This is a genomic window from Mycolicibacterium sp. HS_4_1 (genome assembly GCF_054515875.1).
On record NZ_CM137261.1, the window covers coordinates 5,397,880 to 5,418,741 of the forward strand.

General features: G+C 68.7%; 16 protein-coding genes. 9 read left to right on the top strand and 7 right to left on the bottom strand.

Annotation, left to right across the window (positions count from 1 at the left end; translation table 11 throughout):
• The first annotated feature begins 3 nt into the window (after positions 1-3).
• The gene (locus tag ACX12F_RS26180) at positions 4-723 is read left to right on the top strand and encodes an SIMPL domain-containing protein (protein WP_459367166.1); all 720 of its coding nucleotides are present in this window, start codon (positions 4-6) and stop codon (positions 721-723) included.
• Here ACX12F_RS26180 and ACX12F_RS26185 read toward each other — a convergent pair.
• From ACX12F_RS26185 to dacB, 5 genes are read right to left on the bottom strand one after another with little or no spacing between them, the layout of a single operon-like run.
• A complete protein-coding gene (locus tag ACX12F_RS26185) occupies positions 720-2,945 on the bottom strand; it encodes a molybdopterin-dependent oxidoreductase (RefSeq protein WP_459367167.1) in 2,226 nt (741 codons plus the stop codon). The two genes, ACX12F_RS26180 and ACX12F_RS26185, sit on opposite strands and share 4 nt — an antisense overlap.
• 19 nt (positions 2,946-2,964) lie before the next feature.
• Positions 2,965-3,528 carry a hypoxanthine phosphoribosyltransferase gene (gene hpt, locus ACX12F_RS26190; RefSeq protein ID WP_459367168.1) on the bottom strand — a complete coding sequence of 188 codons (564 nt, stop codon included), beginning with the start codon at positions 3,526-3,528 and terminating at the stop codon, positions 2,965-2,967.
• Between the two features lie 58 nt (positions 3,529-3,586).
• Complete coding sequence (gene tilS, locus ACX12F_RS26195) at positions 3,587-4,561, bottom strand: tRNA lysidine(34) synthetase TilS (protein ID WP_459367169.1); 975 nt, start codon at positions 4,559-4,561, stop codon at positions 3,587-3,589.
• Positions 4,540-5,598, bottom strand: coding sequence for an Rv3626c family coenzyme F420 biosynthesis-associated protein (locus ACX12F_RS26200; protein ID WP_459367170.1), 1,059 nt, complete (start codon positions 5,596-5,598; stop codon positions 4,540-4,542). The genes tilS and ACX12F_RS26200 overlap by 22 nt, the downstream gene beginning before the upstream one ends.
• Positions 5,586-6,956 (bottom strand): D-alanyl-D-alanine carboxypeptidase/D-alanyl-D-alanine endopeptidase, encoded by a 1,371-nt coding sequence (gene dacB / locus ACX12F_RS26205; protein WP_459370516.1) that lies wholly within the window; start codon positions 6,954-6,956, stop codon positions 5,586-5,588. Before dacB ends, ACX12F_RS26200 begins: the two co-directional genes overlap by 13 nt.
• 99 nt (positions 6,957-7,055) lie before the next feature.
• Here dacB and ACX12F_RS26210 point away from each other — a divergent pair, with 99 nt between their 5' ends.
• Positions 7,056-7,544, top strand: coding sequence for an inorganic diphosphatase (locus ACX12F_RS26210; protein WP_138232843.1), 489 nt, complete (start codon positions 7,056-7,058; stop codon positions 7,542-7,544).
• A gap of 60 nt (positions 7,545-7,604) precedes the next feature.
• On the top strand, positions 7,605-9,011 hold the full coding sequence (locus ACX12F_RS26215) for a lipase maturation factor family protein (protein WP_459367171.1): 1,407 nt from the start codon (positions 7,605-7,607) through the stop codon (positions 9,009-9,011).
• A 7-nt stretch (positions 9,012-9,018) separates the two neighbouring features.
• On the opposite strand, the gene ACX12F_RS26220 is transcribed toward ACX12F_RS26215, so the two are convergent.
• Positions 9,019-9,573 (bottom strand): TetR/AcrR family transcriptional regulator, encoded by a 555-nt coding sequence (locus tag ACX12F_RS26220; protein ID WP_138232874.1) that lies wholly within the window; start codon positions 9,571-9,573, stop codon positions 9,019-9,021.
• A 119-nt stretch (positions 9,574-9,692) separates the two neighbouring features.
• Here ACX12F_RS26220 and ACX12F_RS26225 point away from each other — a divergent pair, with 119 nt between their 5' ends.
• Together ACX12F_RS26225 and ACX12F_RS26230 are read left to right on the top strand one after the other, a co-directional pair.
• A complete protein-coding gene (locus ACX12F_RS26225; RefSeq protein WP_459367172.1) occupies positions 9,693-11,108 on the top strand; it encodes an ABC1 kinase family protein in 1,416 nt (471 codons plus the stop codon).
• Entirely contained in the window at positions 11,098-12,249 is a 1,152-nt protein-coding gene (locus ACX12F_RS26230; protein ID WP_459367173.1) for a cytochrome P450, read from the top strand. Before ACX12F_RS26225 ends, ACX12F_RS26230 begins: the two co-directional genes overlap by 11 nt.
• Positions 12,250-12,440: 191 nt before the next feature.
• Here ACX12F_RS26230 and ACX12F_RS26235 read toward each other — a convergent pair whose 3' ends face one another.
• Positions 12,441-13,727, bottom strand: a complete 1,287-nt coding sequence (locus ACX12F_RS26235; protein WP_459367174.1) for an HNH endonuclease — start codon at positions 13,725-13,727, stop codon at positions 12,441-12,443.
• A gap of 119 nt (positions 13,728-13,846) precedes the next feature.
• On the opposite strand from ACX12F_RS26235, the gene ACX12F_RS26240 reads away from it, so the two are divergent.
• The 4 genes from ACX12F_RS26240 (at position 13,847) to ACX12F_RS26255 (ending at position 20,845) form a co-directional block, all read left to right on the top strand.
• Positions 13,847-14,362 carry a 2-oxo-4-hydroxy-4-carboxy-5-ureidoimidazoline decarboxylase gene (locus tag ACX12F_RS26240; RefSeq protein WP_459367175.1) on the top strand — a complete coding sequence of 172 codons (516 nt, stop codon included), beginning with the start codon at positions 13,847-13,849 and terminating at the stop codon, positions 14,360-14,362.
• 62 nt (positions 14,363-14,424) lie between these two features.
• Entirely contained in the window at positions 14,425-18,309 is a 3,885-nt protein-coding gene (locus ACX12F_RS26245) for a Pls/PosA family non-ribosomal peptide synthetase (RefSeq protein WP_459367176.1), read from the top strand.
• A complete protein-coding gene (locus ACX12F_RS26250) occupies positions 18,306-19,640 on the top strand; it encodes a M1 family metallopeptidase (RefSeq protein WP_459367177.1) in 1,335 nt (444 codons plus the stop codon). The genes ACX12F_RS26245 and ACX12F_RS26250 overlap by 4 nt, the downstream gene beginning before the upstream one ends.
• Complete coding sequence (locus tag ACX12F_RS26255) at positions 19,637-20,845, top strand: polysaccharide biosynthesis protein (protein ID WP_459370517.1); 1,209 nt, start codon at positions 19,637-19,639, stop codon at positions 20,843-20,845. The genes ACX12F_RS26250 and ACX12F_RS26255 overlap by 4 nt, the downstream gene beginning before the upstream one ends.
• Positions 20,846-20,862: the final 17 nt, after the last annotated feature.

Here is a 20,862-nt window from a genome sequence, read left to right on the forward strand (position 1 = left end):
GTCATGCCATCTGCGACCCGACGCACCGCCGCCCTGACCCTCGCCGGACTCGCGATCGCCGGAGCCGTCGGCGTCGCCGGCTGCGGTTCCGACTCCGATTCGACTGCCAAACCGGAAAGCCGCCAAGTCACCGTTGTCGGCACCGGCAAGGTCCAGGGCACGCCGGACACGCTGAACGTCACCGCGTCCATCGAAGCCACCGCGCCGGACGTCACCGCCGCGATGAACCAGACCAGCAGCCGTCAGCAAGCGGTGCTCGACGCGCTGTCCGGGGCCGGCATCGACAAGAAGGACATCGCCACCAAGCAGGTCGAGCTGCAGCCCGACTACCGCGACTCCGTCATCACCGGCTACCGGGCCAGCAACACCATCGACATCAAGGTCCGCAAGCTCGACACCGCATCGCAGGTGCTGGCGAAGATCGTCGAGGCCGGTGGCAATTCCACCCGGATCAGCAATGTCGCCTACTCCATCGACGACGACTCGCAGCTGGTCAAGGATGCCCGTACCCGCGCATTCAACGACGCGAAGGACCGCGCCCAGCAGTACGCCCAGTTGTCCGGCCTGAATCTGGGCAAGGTGGTCTCGATCTCCGAAGCGACCGGCGGCACCACTCCGACACCCATGCCCGCCCCGAGGATGGCCATGGCCGAAGCCGTGCCGCTGTCCCCCGGCCAGCAGACCGTCAACTTCTCGGTGACGGTGATCTGGGACCTGGGCTAACCGGCCGGAGAAATCGCGGAGATTTCCACGGGAATCCCGTTCAGCACCGCGGTGCCGGACAACCGGTCCAGGTGGGTGCCGTCGTTGAGCTGGTTGACGTTGACGCCCGGGTGGCTGCTCGCGAGCTGCTGACCGGTGCCGCCACGGTTGTGGCCCCAGCCGTGCGGCAGCGACACCACGCCGCGCCGCATCACGTCGGTCACCTCGATCGGGGCCAGCAGTTCACCGCCGGGACCCTTGATGATGGCGACGTCGGTGAGGCCCAGATCGGCGGCATCGTCGGGGTGAATCTGCAAGGTGCACCGGTTGGTTCCGCCGGACAGCGCGGGCAGGTTGTGCATCCAGCTGTTGTTCGAGCGCAGGTGACGGCGGCCGATGAGCAGGAAGCCCCCGGCCGAGCGGCCCAGCGCCTCGCGTAGCCGCGCCACGTCGGCGACGATCGGCTCCGGCGCGAGTTCGATTCGCCCGCTTGGGGTTCGGAGTACTTCGGGAATCCGCGGCCGCATCGCCCCCAGGTCGATGCCGTGCGGATTGGCCTTGAGCTTCTCGAGCGTCAGCCCGTCGGGCTTGGTGCCGAACGCATCGCCATAGGGCCCGAGCCGCAGCATCATGTCCAGCCGGCGCTCATAACCGGGGCCCGCGGGGAGCATGCCGGTCAGTTCGTCGACGTCGCGCCCGGCGACCGGCGAATCGGGATCTTGCGTCTCCTTGGCCAGCGTCGTGGCGATCACCTGTGCGTCGACGAGGGCCGGATCAGCTTGCGCCCCAATGCCGTACAACACCAATGCGACACGAGACAGAATCTCGGCCTCGTCGGGCCGGCCCGCGAGCGGCAGCACCGGCGGCGAGTAGCGAGCGTTGTTGCGCACCGCGAGATTGTTCAGAAGGACGTCGAAGTGCGGGCTCTGCGATGGCGGGGGCGGCGGCAGGATGACGTCGGCGTGCCGCGTGGTCTCGTTGAGATACGGGTCGACGGACAGCATGAATTCCACTCTGTCCAAAGCCTTGTCGAGCCGGTCGCCGTCCGGCGCGGACAGCACCGGGTTGCCGGCGATGGTGATCATCGCCTTGATCTGGCCGTCGCCCGCGGTGTCGATCTCCTCGGCCAGCGCGGCGGCCGGCAACTCGGACATCACTTCGGGGTAGCCCGAGACCCGGCTGGCCCACCGCCCGGTTCGGAACCCGCGGCCGGGCTTTGCCGGCCGCGGCGCCGGCACGGCTGCACCGAGCGGGAACATCACGCCGCCGGGCCGGTCGAGGTTGCCGGTGAGGACGTTGATCACGTCGACCAGCCAGCTGCCGATGGTGCCGAATTCGACTGTGGAGGTACCGATCCGGCCGTACACGGCCGCCGTGGGTGCCGCTGCCAGCTCACGGGCCAGCTGGCGAATCTCGGCGGCGTCGATCCCGCAGGCCTGCTCGACCGCTTCCGGCGCGAAGTCGTCGGCCAGGGCCCGAACCTGCTCGACACCCATGACGTGCTCGGCGTTCGCGCCGAGGTCGACCAGGCCCTCGTCGAACAGCACGTGCACGACGGCGAGCAGCAGCGCCGCGTCGGTCCCCGGGCGCGGGGCCAGGTGCCGGTCGGCGAGCTTGGCGGTCTGCGTACGGGCCGGGTCGATGACCACGAGCTTGCCGCCGCGCTTCTTCAGGGCCCGCAGCTTGCCGGGGAAGTCGGCAGCGGTCGTCACGCTGCCGTTGGACACCAGCGGATTCGCGCCGATGATCACCAGGTAGTCCGTGCGATCGAGGTCGGGCACCGTGAACGCGCCCGGACTGCCGAACATCAGGCCCAACGCGACATGTTTGGGCATCTGGTCGAGGGTGCTGGCGCTGAACACCTGGCGGGTGCCCAGACCTTTGACGATCAGCGGGGCATAAAGCGCCCCCGCGATGGTGTGCGCGTTCGGGTTACCCAGGTAGACCCCCACCGACGCACCCCCGTGCGCGGCGAGCACCGCGCCGAGTCGCTCGGCGACAACGGCGTAGGCCTCGTCCCAGGTGGACTCGGTCAGCACGCCGTCGCGGCGCACGAGCGGACGCGTCAGCCGATCGGGGTCGTTGTCGAGTTCAGCGAAGCTGGCCCCCTTGGGGCAGATGAATCCCGCGCTGAAGACGTCGTCGTGGTCACCACGCGCGCCGGTCACGCGACCGTCGTCGATGGTGAGGGTCAGGCCGCAGGTGGCTTCACAGAAGGGGCAGATCCGGAGTGCGGTGCTCATGCACGCGATTCTGCTCCGGCTAGTGCTGTTCGTACACCTTGGGATCGAGCGTGCCGATGTACGGCAGGTCGCGGTAGCGCTCGTCGTAGTCCAGGCCGTAGCCGACCACGAACTCATCGGGGATGTCGAACCCGATGTGCGCGACGTCGATGTCGGCGCGCATGGCATCGGGCTTGCGCAGCAGCGTGCACACGCGCAGCGAGCGCGGTCCCCGGGTCGCCAGGTTGCGCAGCAGCCACGACAGGGTCAGGCCGGAGTCGATGATGTCCTCGACGATCAGCACGTCGCGGCCGCTGATGTCGCGGTCGAGGTCCTTGAGGATGCGCACCACGCCCGACGACGAGGTCGACGACCCGTATGAGCTGACGGCCATGAACTCCAGCTGCGTCGGCAGGGGGATCGCGCGCGCCAGGTCGGTGACGAACATGACCGCGCCCTTGAGCACGGTGATCAGCAGCAGATCCTGGTCGCCGGAGTCGGCGCGATAGTCCGCGGCGATGAGCGCGGCCATCTCGGCGATGCGCGCCTGAACCTGCTCCTCGGACAGGAGAACCGACTTGATGTCACCCGGGTACAGATCCACGGCAACAGCGTGCCATGCCTGCTCGCCCAGTACCAAGACCGTCCCGCTGCGCAGTCGCTCACACGGGCCGGGCGGCGACTGTGAGCATTCCGGCGCGGCGGGTGACCACGAGCCGCTGATACCGCAGCGGCGAGGGCACCGCGGTGCCGCCCTGCCCGTGCCAGTCCCCGACCAGCGCGTCGACGGCGCGCAGCTGCACGTCGGTGAGCGCCGTGGCTCCGACGTCCAGCAGCCAGCCGCGGATCACCCGGCGCCGCAGGGCAGCGGGGAGATCCTCGAGTCCGGCGACGGTCAGGCCGGCAGCGGTGCCAGGTACTGAGTCGCTGCGCAGTGCGGCCAGATGCCCGGCGGCCAGGGCGTCGAGAGCGTCGTTGTCCTCCCGCAGGGCGGCGGCGGTGCGGGCCAGCGCCGACGCGACCCCGCCGGACAGCACCTCTTCGAGCAGCGGCAGCACCTCGGTGCGCAGCCGCACGCGGGTGTAGCGCGGGTCAGTGTTGTGCGGGTCCTGCCACGGCGTGAGCCCCAGCTCGGCGCAGGCGGCCTCGGTGGCGGCACGCCGTACCTCCAGCAGGGGACGACCCCACGGCGGGTCCCAAACCCGCATGCCGGCAATGGATCTCGGGCCCGAACCCCGGCCCAACCCGAGAAGTACCGTCTCGGCCTGATCGTCGAGCGTGTGCGCCAGCAGCACCGGCGCCCCGCCGCGGGCCTGGTTCAACGCGTCATACCGCGCGGTACGGGCGGCACCTTCTGGGCCGCCAGCGGTGCCGACGTCGACGGAAATGATCTGGGCGTCAACACAACCCAGTTTCCTGGCTTGAGCGGCGGCCGTGGCCGCCACCTCCGCCGATCCGGATTGCAGACCGTGGTCGACGATCAAGGCGGTGGTCGGTTTCAGGGCGGCCGCAACAGCAGTCAGCGCCAGCGAGTCGGCGCCCCCGGAAAGCCCGACGCACCAGCGGTCGGCCGGATGCCGGCGCGCGAAGCCGGTGACGGCCGCGCGCAACGACATCAGAGCACTCGATCGATCCATCGCCGCGGCTCGTCGATTTCGGTTGGCAGCGGCAGGGTTTCGCCGTCTGTCCAGATCGCGTTGAACCGCGTCATGCCGACCGTCGACACCACCTCGTCGACGAACTTCTTGCCGCGGGTGTACTGCGCCACTTTGGTGTCGACGCCGAGCAGTGCGCGGAGGATCCGTTGCAGCGGCGAATGTTTGCGGTGCCGACGCTCGTCGAACCGGCTGCGGATGGTGGCCACCGACGGCACCACCGCAGGCCCGACGGCGTCCATCACGTGGTCGGCGTGACCTTCCAGCAGGGTCCCCAACACCAGCAACTGGTCCAGCGCGCGCTGCTGCTCGTCGGACTGCATGATGCGCATGACGCCCAGGATGCCCTGCGAATTCGGGTCGGCCTCGCCGCTGCGCTGGGCGCGCACGTACTCGGCCAACCGGCCGGCGATGTCACCGGCATCCAGGCCGGACTCGTCCGTCAGGACCGCCAGTGCCTGCGACATGTGGTCGGTGAGCCACGGGTTGGCGCGGAACTGCACGCGGTGCGTCACTTCGTGCAGACACACCCAGAGCCGGAAGTCGGTGGGATCGACCTTCAATTGCCGTTCTGCGGCAATCACATTCGGGGCGACCAGGAGGAGCTGACCCCCATTGGCCGCGAACGGGTCGTACTGCCCCAGGATGCCCGACGACACGAACGCCAGCACCGCGCCGGTCTGCGCGCCCGCGATCCGCCCACCCAGCATCGCGGCAAGACCTCTGGCACTTGATGCCTCGCCGCCCGTCATCACCCGCATCGATTCGGTGGCGGCGCGCACCCAGTCCCGCCGGTCGACGACGCGCGCTTCGGGCACGTCGGCGCCCTCGCCCAGCAGCGTGACCTCCCGCACCGGGAGCTCGGCCCGGCCGGCCGAATCGGCGAGCTGCTCGCGCACCTGGTTGCGGGTGTAGTCGGTGGTCTCCGGCTCGGGGCGGGTCAGCTTGGCACCGACCGTGGCGGCGAAGCCCCAGTCGACGGCACGACCGACGGTCGGCGTCCGGCTCACGAGCCGCACCCGCAGGACCGGAACGCCGCAGCCAGGGCGTCCAGCGCGGTGCGACCTTCCGGACCGGCGTTGTTGGAGATCAGGGCGAAGGTCAGGACCCGTCCGCTCTGGTCGGTGACGATGCCCGCCAGCGCGTTGGTACCCGTCAGCGAGCCGGTCTTGGCCCGCAGGTATCCGGCCGACGGGGTGTCGGCGTAGCGGTTCCAGAGCGTGCCGCTGCCACCGGCGATCGGCAGGGCGTCGAGCAGCGGGCGCAGGCGGGGTTCGCTGTTGCCCGCGGCGGCATTGACCACGTCGTCCAGAACGGTCGCGGTGAGCCGGTCGTTGACCGACAGGCCACTGGCATCGAACAGCGTCGCACCCGAAGTCGTCAGTCCCGCCTTCGCCAGCTGCCCGAGGACGGCGCGGACCCCGCCGTCGAAACTCTGCGGCTGGTTCACCGCGGCGGCGACCTCGCGGCCGATCGACTCGGCAATGACGTTGTCGGAGGCGCCCATCATCTCGCGCAGGCGCTCGATCAGCGGCGGGGATTGCACCGCCGCGAGCTGCTGGCCGCCGGCCGGCGTGGTGCGGACCGTCACATCGGCGGGATCGACGCGCAGCGCCGCAGCCAGGGCCCGCCCGGCGTCGAGCGCCGGGGTGGTCGACCGCCTGGACTCCACGGTGGTGGGTTGAACACGACCGGCGTCGATCATCACCGACTGGATCGGAGCCCAGTCACCGCCCTCGATGTCGGCAAGGTCCCAGCCCGGCGCCATCGTCGGGCCGGAGTAGAGGCTGACGTCGACCTGCACGGCCGTGGGTGTGATGCCGGCCTTGCGGATCTGGTCGGCCAAGTCGGAGATGCGGGCCGCGTCGCCGTACCAGGTGTCGGTGCCGGGCGGTGCCGCGGACAGCGTCGGGTCGCCGCCGCCCTTGAGCACCACGACGCCGGGGGTGTCGCCCGATACGACCGTCGTGGTCAGCCGGGCGTTGCGGTCGAGCGTGAGTAGCGCGGCGGCGGCCGTCAGCGTCTTGTTCGTGGACGCGGGCTGCAACGGGATGCTCGCGCCCTGGGCCCACAGCTGGGTGCCGGTGACGGCATCGGTGACCCTGCCGCCCAGCATGCCGAGATTCGGGTTCGCCGCCAGCGGCGCCAGCACGGCGGCCAGCTGCCCGGGCACCGGTTGCGCGGCGGAGTCGGAGACCGGCTGCACGCCGGGTCGGGGCGTGACGAGCGCCGGTCGGGGCTTGACGGCCGTCCCGGCTGTGGGCACGGCCTCGTGCCTCGTCATCACTGCGGCCGCTGCCACCAGCGCGGCGACCAGCACCAGAACTGCCACACCGATCACCACGTGGGTCGATCGGCGCCACCGGGTGGGCCGCATGATGCTCCTGAACTGCTCCGGGTCGTCGGATGTCACTGAGCAGGGTATCGCTCGTCTAAGGTGTACCCGGTTATCAGCACAGAGCTAAGGAGCCTCCCGGTGGAGCACGAAGTCGTCATCGAGATCCCCAAGGGTTCGCGCAACAAGTACGAAGTGGACCACGAGACCGGCCGAGTGAAGCTCGACCGCTACCTGTTCACCCCCATGGGCTACCCCACCGACTACGGGTTCTTCGAGAACACCCTCGGCGAGGACGGCGACCCGCTGGACGCGCTGGTGCTGCTCACCGAGTCGGTCTTCCCGGGCTGCATCGTCGACGCCCGCCCGGTCGCCATGTTCAAGATGACCGACGAGGCCGGCGGCGACGACAAGCTGCTGTGCGTGCCCGCCGGTGACCCGCGCTGGGACCACATCCAGGACGTCAGCGATATCTCGCAGTTCGAGCTGGACGCCATCAAGCACTTCTTCGTGCACTACAAGGACCTGGAACCGGGCAAGTTCGTCAAGGCCGCAGACTGGGTCGGCCGCAAAGAGGCCGAAGAAGAGCTGGCCCGCTCGATCGCCCGATTCGAAGAACAAGAGCACTGACCCGCGGAGCCCTGTCGCCCGCCGTACCCTGAAAGAGGTACAGCGGGGTCAGGACTCCAGATGGAATGGTTCTCAGCGCCCGAATACTCGTTCAGCCGGCTGGTGCTGGAGCGCGGCATCGCCGGCGTCTACCTGATTGCGTTCATTTGCGCCGCAAGGCAATTCCGCGCATTGCTCGGCGAACACGGCATGCTGCCGATTCCGCGCTATCTCGCCGCGGTGTCATTCCGGCAGGCGCCCAGCATCTTCCATTGGCACTACTCCGATAGGTTCTTCGCGACCGTCGCCTGGTGCGGTGCGGCGCTCAGTCTTGCGCTGGTCGTGGGCGCCGCCGATCTCGTGCCGCTGTGGGCGGCGATGTTCGGGTGGCTACTGCTGTGGGTGCTGTATCTGTCGATCGTCAACGTCGGGCAGCGGTGGTATGCCTTCGGCTGGGAGTCCCTGCTGCTGGAGGCCGGGTTTCTGGCGATGTTCCTCGGAAACGACACCATCGCGCCGCCGGTGCTGGTGATCTGGCTCGCGCGGTGGCTGGTTTTCCGCACCGAGTTCGGTGCGGGGCTGATCAAACTGCGCGGGGACCGCTGCTGGCGCGACCTGACGTGCCTCTACTACCACCACGAGACCCAGCCCATGCCGGGCCCGCTGAGCTGGTTCTTCCATCACCTGCCCAGGCCTCTGCACCGGGTCGAGGTGGCGGTCAACCACGTCACCCAACTCCTGGTTCCGTTCGGATTGTTCGCGCCGCAGCCCGTGGCCACTGTCGCGGGCGGCATCGTGGTGATCACCCAGCTGTGGCTCGTGATCTCCGGCAACTACGCCTGGCTGAATTGGCTGACGATGGTGCTGGCCTTCAGCGCGATAGCCGGGCCGGTGCCGGCACCGGCCATGCAGCCGGCAGCCCCGCCCTGGTTCATGGCGCTCGTCATCGCGTTCGGTGTGCTGGTCGTGGTGTTGAGCTATTGGCCGGCGCGAAATCTGATCTCGCCGGGGCAGCGCATGAACGCCTCGTTCAACCCGCTGCACCTGGTAAATACGTACGGCGCATTCGGCTCGATCGGCCGCATCCGGCGGGAGGTGGTGATCGAGGGCACCGACGAACCCGAGATCACCGATCAGACGGTATGGCAGGAATACGAGTTCAAAGGCAAGCCCGGCGCCGTCGGCCGCTTGCCGCGCCAGTGGGCGCCCTACCATCTGCGTCTCGACTGGATGATGTGGTTCGCCGCCATCTCACCGACCTACGGGCGCCAGTGGTTCGCCGGCCTCCTGGAGCGGTTGGTACGGGGCGACGCGGAAACGCTGAAGCTGCTGCGGCACAATCCTTTCCCGGAATCACCGCCCCGCTACGTGCGCGCACAGACGTATCGTTACCGCTACACCACCCCCCGCGAGTTCTGGCAGGAGCGCGTGTGGTGGCACCGCACCGCCGAAGGCCAGTACTTCCCGCCGGTTACGCTGCCGCATTGATGCGGGGTCAGCGCGCCGCTTCGATCCGGCCCGCCAGCATCGCGGTCCAGTCCGCGATGTACTCCTCGTCAGGCGTATCCGACTGCGGAGCATGAAAAACGACGCGCGTCGCCTGCTTGCCCAGCAGCGCGTTGACCCCGACCACCGCGATCCGCCGGGCCTCGGCCGGGTCGAGGCCGGGGGCACAGCCGCCGATCCAGTCCGCCAGTTCGCTGTAGAGGCCGTCGACCAATGCGGCGTAGGCGGCGCCTGGCCGGTCCGACTGATCAGCCGGCGTGCGGGCCGCGACCTGCAGGAACTGGCTTTCCTGGTTCAGCACGCTCAGCACGTACCGGCCGAGCAGTGTGAGTTCCGTCCGCAGCTCTCCTTCGCCGGCGAACAGCGCGCTGATGTCGTGCATCGCGCGGCGCCGGTCCAGCTGCCGGTCGATCCCGGCCGCGAGCAGGGCCTCTTTGGTCTTGAAGTGGTTGTAGAGGGCGCCGCAGCCGGGCACGAGACCGGCCGCTTTCTCGATCTGGGTGATGCTGGTGGCTTTGTAGCCCTGCTCACCGAACAGCCGCATGGCCTCGGTGACCAGCCGTTCCTTGGTTGATGTCTCCACCGCCGACTCCCCGCCATTGACCTCATATAAGAAGGGTCATATATTTCATACTAGGTCACCATACAACGCTGGGAGGCGAAATGACCGGGAATGTGCCGCGCGGACGTATCCGCCGCACCATGCCGGTCGCCGGCTTCACCGCACGCGCCGCGGGTGGACGAATGGTCGCGGCCCTGCGCGAGAAGGCCGGAAACACCGGCGCCGTCGAACGGTTTCACGAGCGCACGGCCGAGCAGTACGCCGAATTGCTCGGCCACTCCAAGGGCGTGTTGATGAAGGCCGGCCAGTTGGTGTCCATGGTCGACGCCAATGCCATTGGCGCCGGTGAACTCTCGCCGTACCAGCGAGCGCTGACCCGGCTGCAGGCCGACGCGCCGCCGATGGACGCGGACCTGGCCCGGCAGGTCGCCGAGGACGATCTTGGGCGGCCGATCTCCGCGGTATTCGCGTCGTTCTCCGACGAACCGGTCGCAGCGGCGTCCATCGGACAGGTCCACCGAGCCGTCCTGCACGACGGTCGCGACGTCGCGGTCAAGATCCAGTATCCCGGTGTGGCACAAGCCATTCGCGATGACCTGTCAAACACCGAACTGCTGGCGACCATGTTCCGGTTCGCAGCTGGTGCGGCGAGCACGTTCGGCACCATACTGCCGGACGTCGCACCCATCGCCGCCGAGATTTCCGAACGCATCTCCGAGGAGATCGATTATCGCCGGGAAGCCGCTCACATCACCGCGTTCAGCGAGCTGTGGCGCGATCACCCGTACATCCGCGTGCCCGAGCTGGTCAGCGAGGCGTCCGGTGACCGCGTCCTGACCATGACGTATCTCGATGGATTGGACTGGGCCGCAGCACAAGACGCCGACCAGGCCACCAAGGACACCTGGTCCGAGGTGATCGCGCGTTTCGTCACCGGCTCCTATCGGCACGGCCACCTCTTCCATGCCGACCCACACCCGGGTAACTACCGATTCGGCCTCGACGGCACCGTCGGATTCGTCGACTTCGGCTGCGCGAAAGTGCTTCCCGAAGACCAGCGCCGCCGCATCGTGAACCTGATGCGCTGCGCAGTCGAAGGGCGCCGCGACGATCTGCGGTCGAACATGGTCGAAAGCGGTTTCTTCGCAGCCGATTCCGTGCTGTCCGCGGACGACGCCTACCGCTGGTGGGAAGGCATCATCTACGAGATCCTGGCGCCCCAGCCGGTGACGTACACCGACGAGGCGTCACGGCGCGCCATCGCCTCGATGCTGGACGTCCGCGAGGCCGACCACCCCATGCGGCACATCACGGTGCCGGCCGATTTCGTGTTCTTCTCGCGCCTCAACCTGTCCATGAACGCGATCTTCACCGCGCTGAACGCCACCTTCCACGCCCGCGGGATGCTGGACGAAATGGACGGCGTCGCCCCGCCCGTCAGTGCGCAGGGGCTGGAACACGAGGCGTGGGTGCAGCGCCGCGAACTGCCGCATGGGACGGATGATCATGTCAACTAGCGATGTCGCAGCGGCACGGCTGCCTTGGGATGCCGCCGATCCCTACCCGTTCTACGAGACCCGGCGGCGCGACGGAGATGTCGTGTGGGACAACGTCGCCCAAGGTTGGCTGGTGCTCGGCTACGAGGCGGCCCGGACGGTACTCGGCGGGTCCGGCTGGACCAGCGATCCACTGGCCAACCCGGTGGCACGCGCATCCATGACCATGATGGCGCCGGAATTCGCCAAGGCCTCGATGCTTTTCACCGACGGCGCCGACCACGACCGGCTGCGCGGCGCGGTCCGGGACGCCTTCACGCGCAGCACGATTGCCGGATTGACAGAGGGTGTGGAGACGATTGCCGCCGAGGTCATCGCACAGGCGCCCGCCGGTGAGCCGTTCGATTTCATGTCGCAGATCGCCCTGCCGCTGCCGATCGCGGTGGTCGGCGAATGGCTGGACCTCGATCCGGGCCACGCGGCGTCGCTGCGTGAGCTGTCCCCGTCGATCATCCGCATGCTGGGCACCCTGGCCGATCCCGTGGAGGTGGCCGAGGGGTTCGGTGCCGCCGCCGCATTGATGGCGGAGTTCCTGCCGCTCGCCGCCGACCGACGGGCCCATCCCGGCGACGATCTGTTCAGCTTCATCGCCACCGATCCCGACCTGTCTCTCGATGACGTCGTGGTGACGGCCATCCTGATCGCGGTCGCCGGGCACGAGACCACGGCGAATCTCCTTGGTGCAGGACTGATTCGACTGGTGAACGAGCGGGTCGACGCCGTCGACGGAGCGGTGATCACCGAGCTGTTGCGGCTCGACGGCCCCGTGCAGTCGACGGTGCGCACCGCCACCGAGAACCACCGACTGGCCGGGGCCGACATCGCCGCCGGAGACAGCGTGGTCGTCGTGGTGGCTGCCGCCAACCGCGACCCGTCGGTGTTCGACGAGCCAGACCACTTCCGGTTGGGACGCACCGGCCCCGCTCCCCTGGCCTTCGGCTACGGGGCCCACTACTGCCTGGGTTCGGCCTTGGCCCAGCTGGAGCTGACCGTCGCACTGCGGGAAGTCCTTGCCCGCCAACCTGTTATCAGCGGTCCTGTCGCGTGGCGCGATACCCCGGCCATTCGGGGGCCACAGACCTTGCCGGTGACGTTCCGCTGATGCGGGTGTTCGTCACCGGCGGGACGGGCGCCATCGGTGTCCACACCGTCCCGGCATTGGTCGCGGCGGGTCGAGGCCTGCGGCGCGACCGTCGGGCGTCGATCACCAGGTCACTTCGATTGAGCAACAAGCGCTTTCGCGATGGCGCAGTTACGCTGAAAGACATTCCGGCGGTGCGGATTCGCACCACGCTAGTCACGCAGAACCCGCGGGCGCGATCCTTTGTCGATGATCGCGAGATGAACTCTGCGCGTCAGTACCTGCAATCCGTTTGGCATCGGTGGCGCAGTCGAGGTGTAGACCGCACCGGTCGGGGTGGTCAGTTCGGTGGTGTGCCGCCCGTACCGGTCGTAGGTGGTACGAGCGTGCCAACCGGGTTCTTCTTTGACGTAGTTGCAGTGCTCGCAGAGGCCTTGCCCGTTGTGGGCAGCGGTGGGCCCGTCCGTCACGTGCGGGGTGACGTGGTCGAGGTGCCGAATCGGGGCGTTGCAGTACGGCGTACGGCAGGTTTGGTCGCGCATGGCGATGAACCGGGCCAGCCCCTTGGGGAAGGTTCGCGATTTCGACTCCATCGCGACCAGATTGCCGGTGGCGGGCTGGGCGTAGAGCCGCCGCAACGACGCTTCGGCCTGCTCGTCGAGAACCGCTCGTTCGATCAGTTGACGAGCCAGGACCGCGGGGATAGGACCATAGCCCTCCAGGCGCGCCGGTTCGGAGCCGCCGGCGAGCAGGGTGTCGTCAGAGAGCACGAGGTTGACCGCCACCGACGCCGGCACGGTGAGTGGGTTTCGACCCGTGACACGTTCGACCACGGTGTCGGCCATGATCTGACTGCAGGTCCGCCCGTCGGCGCGGCCATCGCGTGCGGCCTCGCCGGCGGCGGCCTTCAACGCCCCATACGTCTCGTAGGCCTCGACCACCGGCAGAACCACCGTCAGGTACGCCATCCCATCGGGAGCGGGTCGGATGGTCGCCCGCCGCCCACTCGGGGCCTGCCGAATCTTGTCCAGTACGGCTTCCCGGTCGAGCCGATAGGCGATGCGCTTTGCCCGGGCCGTGATCTTCTTGTCGCCCAGCCCATCCAGATCTCCGGGCTCGGCGCACATCTGGGCATCCAACTTCGCTCGATCAGCTGGCGATAGGCAGGCCGCTTCGCGGCAGATCAACCCGGCCCGCCATTCCGAGAGTGCCCCGGATTCGAGCGCGGCCAGGGTGTGCGGCATGCCACCAGTCAGCATCCGAACCGTGGCCAGGTACTGCTTGCCCTGATAGGGCGATTGGCGCCGAGCCAGCCCGATCTCGGTCCCCAGACCCCGCCGAGACGCCTTACCGTCGGCCTGCCGAATCGCGTCCCACACCGCGGTCACACGCACCTGCTGCGCGGCGACCAGACCTTTGAGCCGTTCGAGTTCAACGAGCTGATCCCGCAGTGCCGCCTCCCCGGCATCGGGACGAATCTCCATCAAATCTTCGAACATACGTTCTATGCTACGCGGCAAATCTGATGCGCGCCAGGACCCCTGATACACGAATTTGCCCCGCTGTAACACGGGGAAATCTGCTTGTACCCTGCGAGTTCGACTATGTCTATGTGTTGATGCATCAGGGAATCGGTCTCGACGCGTTCAACGCCATGCCGAAGCAGCGGGCGGTGCACGCAGTGTACGAATGCTGCTACAGCGTGCCGCTGGCCGGCAGCCTCGCCGATGGACGGGACTACACCGACCACGACCACCTCTTCCGGCGCGCCGACGACCTCCTCTTCGCCCTCAGCGATGCCTCGGTGGACGAGATTCTTCAGGCCTACCCGCAGGTCGGGCGCCGGCCCGGCAGCGTCCGATCGCAGTTCGAACAGTGCGCGGTGTGCGACCGTGACCCCGGCCTGATGGCAACGCTGACGATGAATGCGTCCACGTATCGCGATCACTTCGGCTTCGACTTCGTGATGTTCGTCGGAGCAATGAGCGCAGAGGAAGTGCTGAACCACATGGCCGACCGCATGCACAACGACCACGAGACCGAGCGCAAGGTCGTCCGCAACGAGCTGGCCCGGATCAACCGGACCCGGCTGGAGCGCATGCTCGGACCTGAGGGCGGCTACAACAACTGGTAACGAAGCCGCCACGGCGTGCCCGCCGCCGGGAAGCGTTCGCCAAGCCTTAGTAGTTTGTACCCGTGCATCAGGAGATCCCCCCGCAGTACGTGCGTTCAGCAGACGCACCGCAGGCTCGGACCCTCATCGACATCCTCTACGCCACGGCCGAGCAATATCCCGATGCGCCTGCGATCGATGACGGCACCGTCCAGCTCACCTACGCCGAGCTGATCGCCGACGTCCAGGAAAGCGTGACCTGGCTGGCCGCCCGGGGAATCGGCCGCGGTGACCGCATCGGCATCCGCATGCCGTCCGGCAGCTACGCGCTCTACGTGTCGATTCTGGCGACCCTCGCAACCGGCGCGGCCTACGTCCCAGTCGACGCCGACGATCCCGAGGAACGTGCCGCGCTGGTCTTCGGTGAAGCCGGCGTCGTCGGCATCATCACCGAAGCCGGCCTCGTCCGCGGGCCCGGCTCGACTCGAGGCTGGCTGGCCGGCCAGCCACTGACCCGCGACGACGCCTGGATCATCTTCACGTCCGGCTCCACCGGTACCCCGAAGGGTGTGGCGGTCACACACCGCAACGCCGCAGCGTTCGTCGACGCCGAGGCCGAGATCTTCCTGAGGGACAACCCGCTGGGCCCGGGCGACCGCGTGCTGGCCGGTCTGTCGGTTGCGTTCGACGCCTCCTGTGAGGAGATGTGGCTGGCCTGGCGCCACGGCGCCTGCCTCGTCCCGGCCCCGCGCTCGCTGGTACGCAGTGGCATGGACCTGGGCCCCTGGCTCGTCTCCCGCGACATCACCGTCGTCTCGACGGTCCCCACGCTGGCATCCTTGTGGCCGGCCGAGGCGCTGGAGGCGGTGCGCCTGCTGATCTTCGGCGGCGAAGCCTGCCCGCCCGAGCTCGCCGAGCGCCTGGCCGTCGAGGGCCGCGAGGTGTGGAACACCTACGGACCCACAGAGGCCACCGTCGTCGCCTGCCTGGCGCCGCTCGGTGGTGGCCCGGTCAGCATCGGGCTGCCCCTGCCTGGCTGGGACCTCGCGGTCGTGGACGCGGAGGGTCAGCCGGTCTCCTTGGGCGATGTCGGTGAGCTGGTGATCGGCGGCGTCGGTCTGGCCCGCTACCTGGACCCGGAGAAGGACGCCGAGAAGTACGCCCCGATGGAGTCCCTCGGCTGGGGCCGCGCGTATCGCAGCGGTGACCTGGTCCGGCTCGAGGCGGACGGTTTGTACTTCCAGGGCCGCGCCGACGATCAGGTCAAGGTCGGCGGCCGCCGCATCGAACTCGGCGAGGTCGACGCCGCGCTCGTCAACCTGCCCGGCGTGAGCGGCGGCGCCGCCGCGGTGCGCAAGACGGCCACCGGCACTCCCCTGCTGGTGGGGTACATCGCCAGCGCAGACCCTGAATTCGACGTCGCGAAGGCCCGCAAGGAACTGGCACAGTCGTTGCCCGCCGCGCTGGTGCCGCGTCTCGTGCTGGTCGACGAATTGCCCACGCGCACATCCGGAAAGGTCGACCGCAACGCGCTGCCCTGGCCCGTCGACTCAGCGGGCGACGACAGCCCCGACCTGGACGGCACCATGGGCTGGCTCGCCGGACTGTGGCGCGACGTCCTGGCCTCCCCCATCGACGGCCCCGGCGCCGACTTCTTCGCCCTCGGCGGCGGCTCGTTGTCCGCGGCGCAACTCGTCTCACTGCTGCGCCAGAAGTACCCGCAGGTCACCGTCGCCGACCTTTACGACCACCCGCGCCTCGGCTCACTGGCCGGGTACCTCGACGAACTCGACCCGCCACCGGCGGTCGAAACCCGAAGCGTCACACCTGTTCCACTGACGACCCAGTTGATCCAGTCGCTCGCAGCGGTCCCACTCGCCACCCTGGCCGGCATGCAGTGGGTGGTCTGGCTGGCGCTGCTGAACAACGCCGCTGCCGCGCTGCACCTGCTGCCCTGGGCCCACACCGTGAACTGGTGGGTGATCCTGATCGGATTCCTGGTGTTCGTCACGCCCATCGGCCGCATGGGCATCGCCGTGTTCTGCGCCCGGGCCCTGCTGTCCGGACTGGAACCGGGCACCTACAAACGCGGCGGCTCCGAGCACCTGCGGGTGTGGCTCGCCGAACGCCTCGGCGAGGCCAGCGGCGCCGAAAACCAGGCCGGCGCACCATGGTTGGTGTACTACGCCCGGGCGCTGGGCAACCGGGTCGGCGACGGCGTCGACCTGCACTCGGCCCCGCCGGTCACCGGCATGCTCACCCTCGGTGACCGCTGCTCGGTCGAACCAGAAGTCGACCTCACCGGGCACTGGATCGACGGCGACCTCTTCCACGTCGGACCCATCAGCATCGGCAACGACGCCACCATCGGGGCCCGGACCACGCTGCTGCCGGGTGCCGTGGTGGGCAAGAACGCCGACGTCGCACCGGGTTCCGGCGTGATCGGCAAGGTCAAGGCCGGGCAGTACTGGAAGGGTTCACCGGCGGTGAAGTCCGGCAAGGCCCACCACCCGTGGCCCGACGAGCGGCCGGGCCGCGCGCCGATCTGGGTGGCCATGTACGGGCTGACGTCGGTGCTGCTGGGCGGGTTGCCGATCCTGGCCCTCGCCGCCGGGCTCGCGGTGCTGATCCTGCCGGTGCGCCATACCCATTCACTGCGAGAGGCGATCCTGCCGGTCGCGTTGTGGACGCCAGTCGCCGCGGTGGTCGCCATGGCGGTGTACGCCGTGCTGACCGTGATCGGGGTGCGTCTGCTGGCCCTCGGCCTGACCGAGGGATATCACCCCGTGCGCAGCCGCGTGGGCTGGCAGCTGTGGGCCACCGAGCGGCTGATGGACGCCGCCCGCAACTACCTGTTCCCGATCTACGCCAGCCTGCTGACGCCGTGGTGGCTGCGGATCCTTGGCGCGAAAGTCGGTAAGGACACCGAGATTTCGACGGCGCTGCTGACGCCGAAGTTCACCGAGGTGCACGATGGCGCCTTCCTGGCCGACGACACCATGGTGGCGTCATACGAACTCGGCGGTGGCTGGATCCACGTGGCGAAGGCGACCGTCGGGCGGCGTGCGTTCCTGGGCAACTCCGGCATCACGCAACCCGGTCGCCGGGTCCCCGACGACGGACTCGTGGCCGTGCTGTCGGCGACCCCGTACAAGGCCAAGGCTGGGTCGTCGTGGCTGGGCAGCCCGCCGATCCGGCTGCGCCGCCAGCCAACCGAGGCGGACGCTCTGCGCACCTTCCACCCGTCGCTGCGGCTGAAGATCATGCGGTCGACGGTCGAGACGCTGCGCATCATCCCGGCGATGGTGTCGTTCGGCATCGGGGTGGCGGTGCTCGGCGTCCTGCAGGCCCTCAGCGGCGAATTCGGTTGGCTGTGGACGTCATTGGGCGCCGGACTGGTACTGCTGAACGCGGGTGCCATCGCCGGGGCCATCGCGGTGGTGGCGAAATGGCTGATGGTCGGGCGCATCCGGGCCGTCGAGCATCCGCTGTGGTCACCGTTCGTGTGGTGGAACGAGGTATCCGACACGTTCGTCGAGACGGTCGCGGCGCCGTGGTTCGCTCGGGCTGCCAGCGGCACCCCGGTGATGAACTTGTGGCTGCGGGCCCTCGGCGCCGCGATCGGCCGCGGCGTGTGGTGCGAAACCTATTGGCTGCCAGAGGCGGACCTGGTGACGCTGGGCCGGGGCGCGACGGTGAACCGGGGCTGCGTCGTGCAGACCCATCTGTTCCACGACCGCATCATGCAGTTGGACACCGTGGTGCTGGAAGCGGGCGCCACCCTTGGCACTCACTGCGTGGCGCTGCCCGCGGCCAGCATCGGTGCCGGCGCGACAGTCGGCCCGGCCTCACTGGTGATGCGCGGCGACGCGGTGCCGGCCTCGACTCGCTGGCAGGGCAATCCGATTGCCCCGTGGGTCGGTAAGAAGCGCAAGTCCGGCAATCGACAAAAGGCGCAGGCCGCGTGAGCCCGGCGAACAAGAAGGACCGCAAAGATCTTGCGCCGGTGATCGATCCGTATCTGCCGAACAACGGCAACTTCGGGTACCGGGTGTCCCGCTACGAACTGAGCCTCGAATACCGGGTGGAGAGCAACCGCCTGACGGGCATCGCCAGCATCACCGCGGTCACCCTGGCGTCGCTCCACTGGTTCACCCTGGATCTGTCCGATGCCCTGTCGGTGGCCAAGGTCGAGGTCAACGGCCGGCGCCCGGCCAAGTACCGCACCGTCAACGGCAAGCTGCACATCACCCTGCCCAATGCGTTGCCCGCCGGGGCCGCGATGAAGGTGACGGTGCGCTACGGCGGCAATCCGCGCCCGATCAAATCCATATGGGGCACAGTCGGTTTCGAGGAACTGACGGAGGGGGCACTGGTCGCCGGACAGCCCAACGGCGCGGCGTCCTGGTTCCCGTGCGACGACCATCCCAGCAGCAAGGCCAGCTACCGCATCGCGGTCAGCACCGACAGTCCGTACCGGGTTGTCGCCAACGGCGAGCTGGTGAGCCGTAAAACCCGTGCGGCCCAGACCATCTGGGTGTACGAACTCGCCGAACCGACGTCGACCTACCTCATCACGCTGCAGATCGGCCGGTACGAGTCGATCCGGCTGTCCAAATCTGGGGTGCCGATGTCCGCGGCCCTGCCACAGCGGCTGATCCGCAACTTCGAATACGACTTCGGCCGCCAGCCCCGGATGATGCAGCTGTTCACCCGGCTGTTCGGGCCGTATCCGCTGTCGAGCGGCTACACCGTGGTGGTCACCGACGATGAGCTGGAGATACCTCTCGAGGCGCAAGGCATCTCGATCTTCGGCGCCAACCATTGCGACGGCCGCCGCGGCGCCGAGCGACTGATCGCGCACGAGATGGCGCACCAGTGGTTCGGCAATTCGGTGACGGTGCGCCGCTGGCGGGACATCTGGCTGCACGAAGGATTCGCCTGTTACGCCGAATGGTTGTGGGCCGAGGAGTCGGGCTGGCGCACCGCCGACCAACTGGCCGCGCACAATCTGCAGAAGCTCCGCAACCTGCCGCAGAACCTGCTGCTGGCCGATCCCGGACCTGAGGACATGTTCGACGATCGCGTGTACAAGCGCGGCGCGCTGACGCTGCACGCCCTGCGGCGCGCCATCGGCGACGCGAATTTCTTTGCACTACTGCGCGATTGGACCACCCGGTACCGGCACTCGACGGCCGTGACCGACGACTTCACCGGCCTGGCCGCGAATTACACCGACCAGTCCCTGCGCGGACTGTGGACCGCGTGGCTCTACACGACGGAGCTGCCGGCGCTGTGAACCCCAGCAGTGTGGCGAGGGTCGCAGTCGCGACGGTGCTCAGCGCGCTCTGCGGCTACGCGATCCTGTATCTCGCCGCGCGCGATCTGGCCCCCGCAGGCTTCTCGGTGTTCAGCGTCTTCTGGGGCGCCTTCGGGTTGTTCACCGGCGCGGCCAACGGGCTACTGCAGGAGGCCACCCGCGAGGTCCGCATCGCACGGGCCGCCGAGCCCCAGCCGGGACCGCACCTGCAGCCGATCCGGGTGGCGGCAGTGGTGGCCGTCGCCGCGGCGCTGCTGATCGCCGGCACCGCCGCCCTGTGGGCGCCTCACGTGTTCGTCGAGTCCACCCCCCTGAGCGTGACGCTGCTGAGCGTCGGCCTGGCCGGTTTCTGCCTGCACGCCACCCTGCTGGGCGTGCTGGCCGGGGCCGACGGTTGGACCCAGTACGGCACGCTGATGGTGACCGACGCGGGCATCCGGGTTGCCGTAGCCGTCGCCGCATTCGTGCTGGGCTGGGGATTGGACGGCTACCTGTGGGCCACCGTCGCCGGCTCGATGTCGTGGCTGATCCTGCTGCTGGCCTCCCACGTGGCCCGGTCGGCGGCGGCCATCCACACCCCCGGGACACCCCGGACCTTCCTGACCGGCTCGGCGCATTCGATCGCCGCCGCCGGCGCCAGTGCCGTCCTGGTGATGGGCTTCCCCGTACTGCTGCAAGCCACGTCCCGGGACCTCGGGGCCACCGGCGGCGTCATCATCCTGGCTGTGACGCTGACGCGCGCCCCGTTGCTGGTACCGCTGACCGCGATGCAGGGCAATCTGATCGCGCATTTCGTCGACAACCGGCGGCTGCGGGCCCTGCTCACCCCGGCGCTGGTGCTCGCCGGATTGGGCGGGCTGGCGGTGCTGGCCGCCGGGCTGGTCGGGCCGTGGCTGTTGCGCACGCTATTCGGGCCCGAGTACGCCGCGAGCGGTGCGCTGCTGGCCTGGTTGACGGCCGGTGCGGTCACCATCGCCTTCCTGACCCTCACCGGCGCCGCGACCGTCGCCGCCGCGCTGCACCGGGCCTACGCCGTGGGCTGGGTGAGCGCCACGGTGGCCGCAGCGCTGTTGTTGCTGCTACCCCTGGACCTGCAGACCCGCACCATCGTGGCGTTGATGTGCGGTCCGCTGGTCGGAATAGTGGTCCACCTGGCCGCGCTGGGCGCGATCAGGCGCCGCTGAGCGTGTATTTTCGGCAG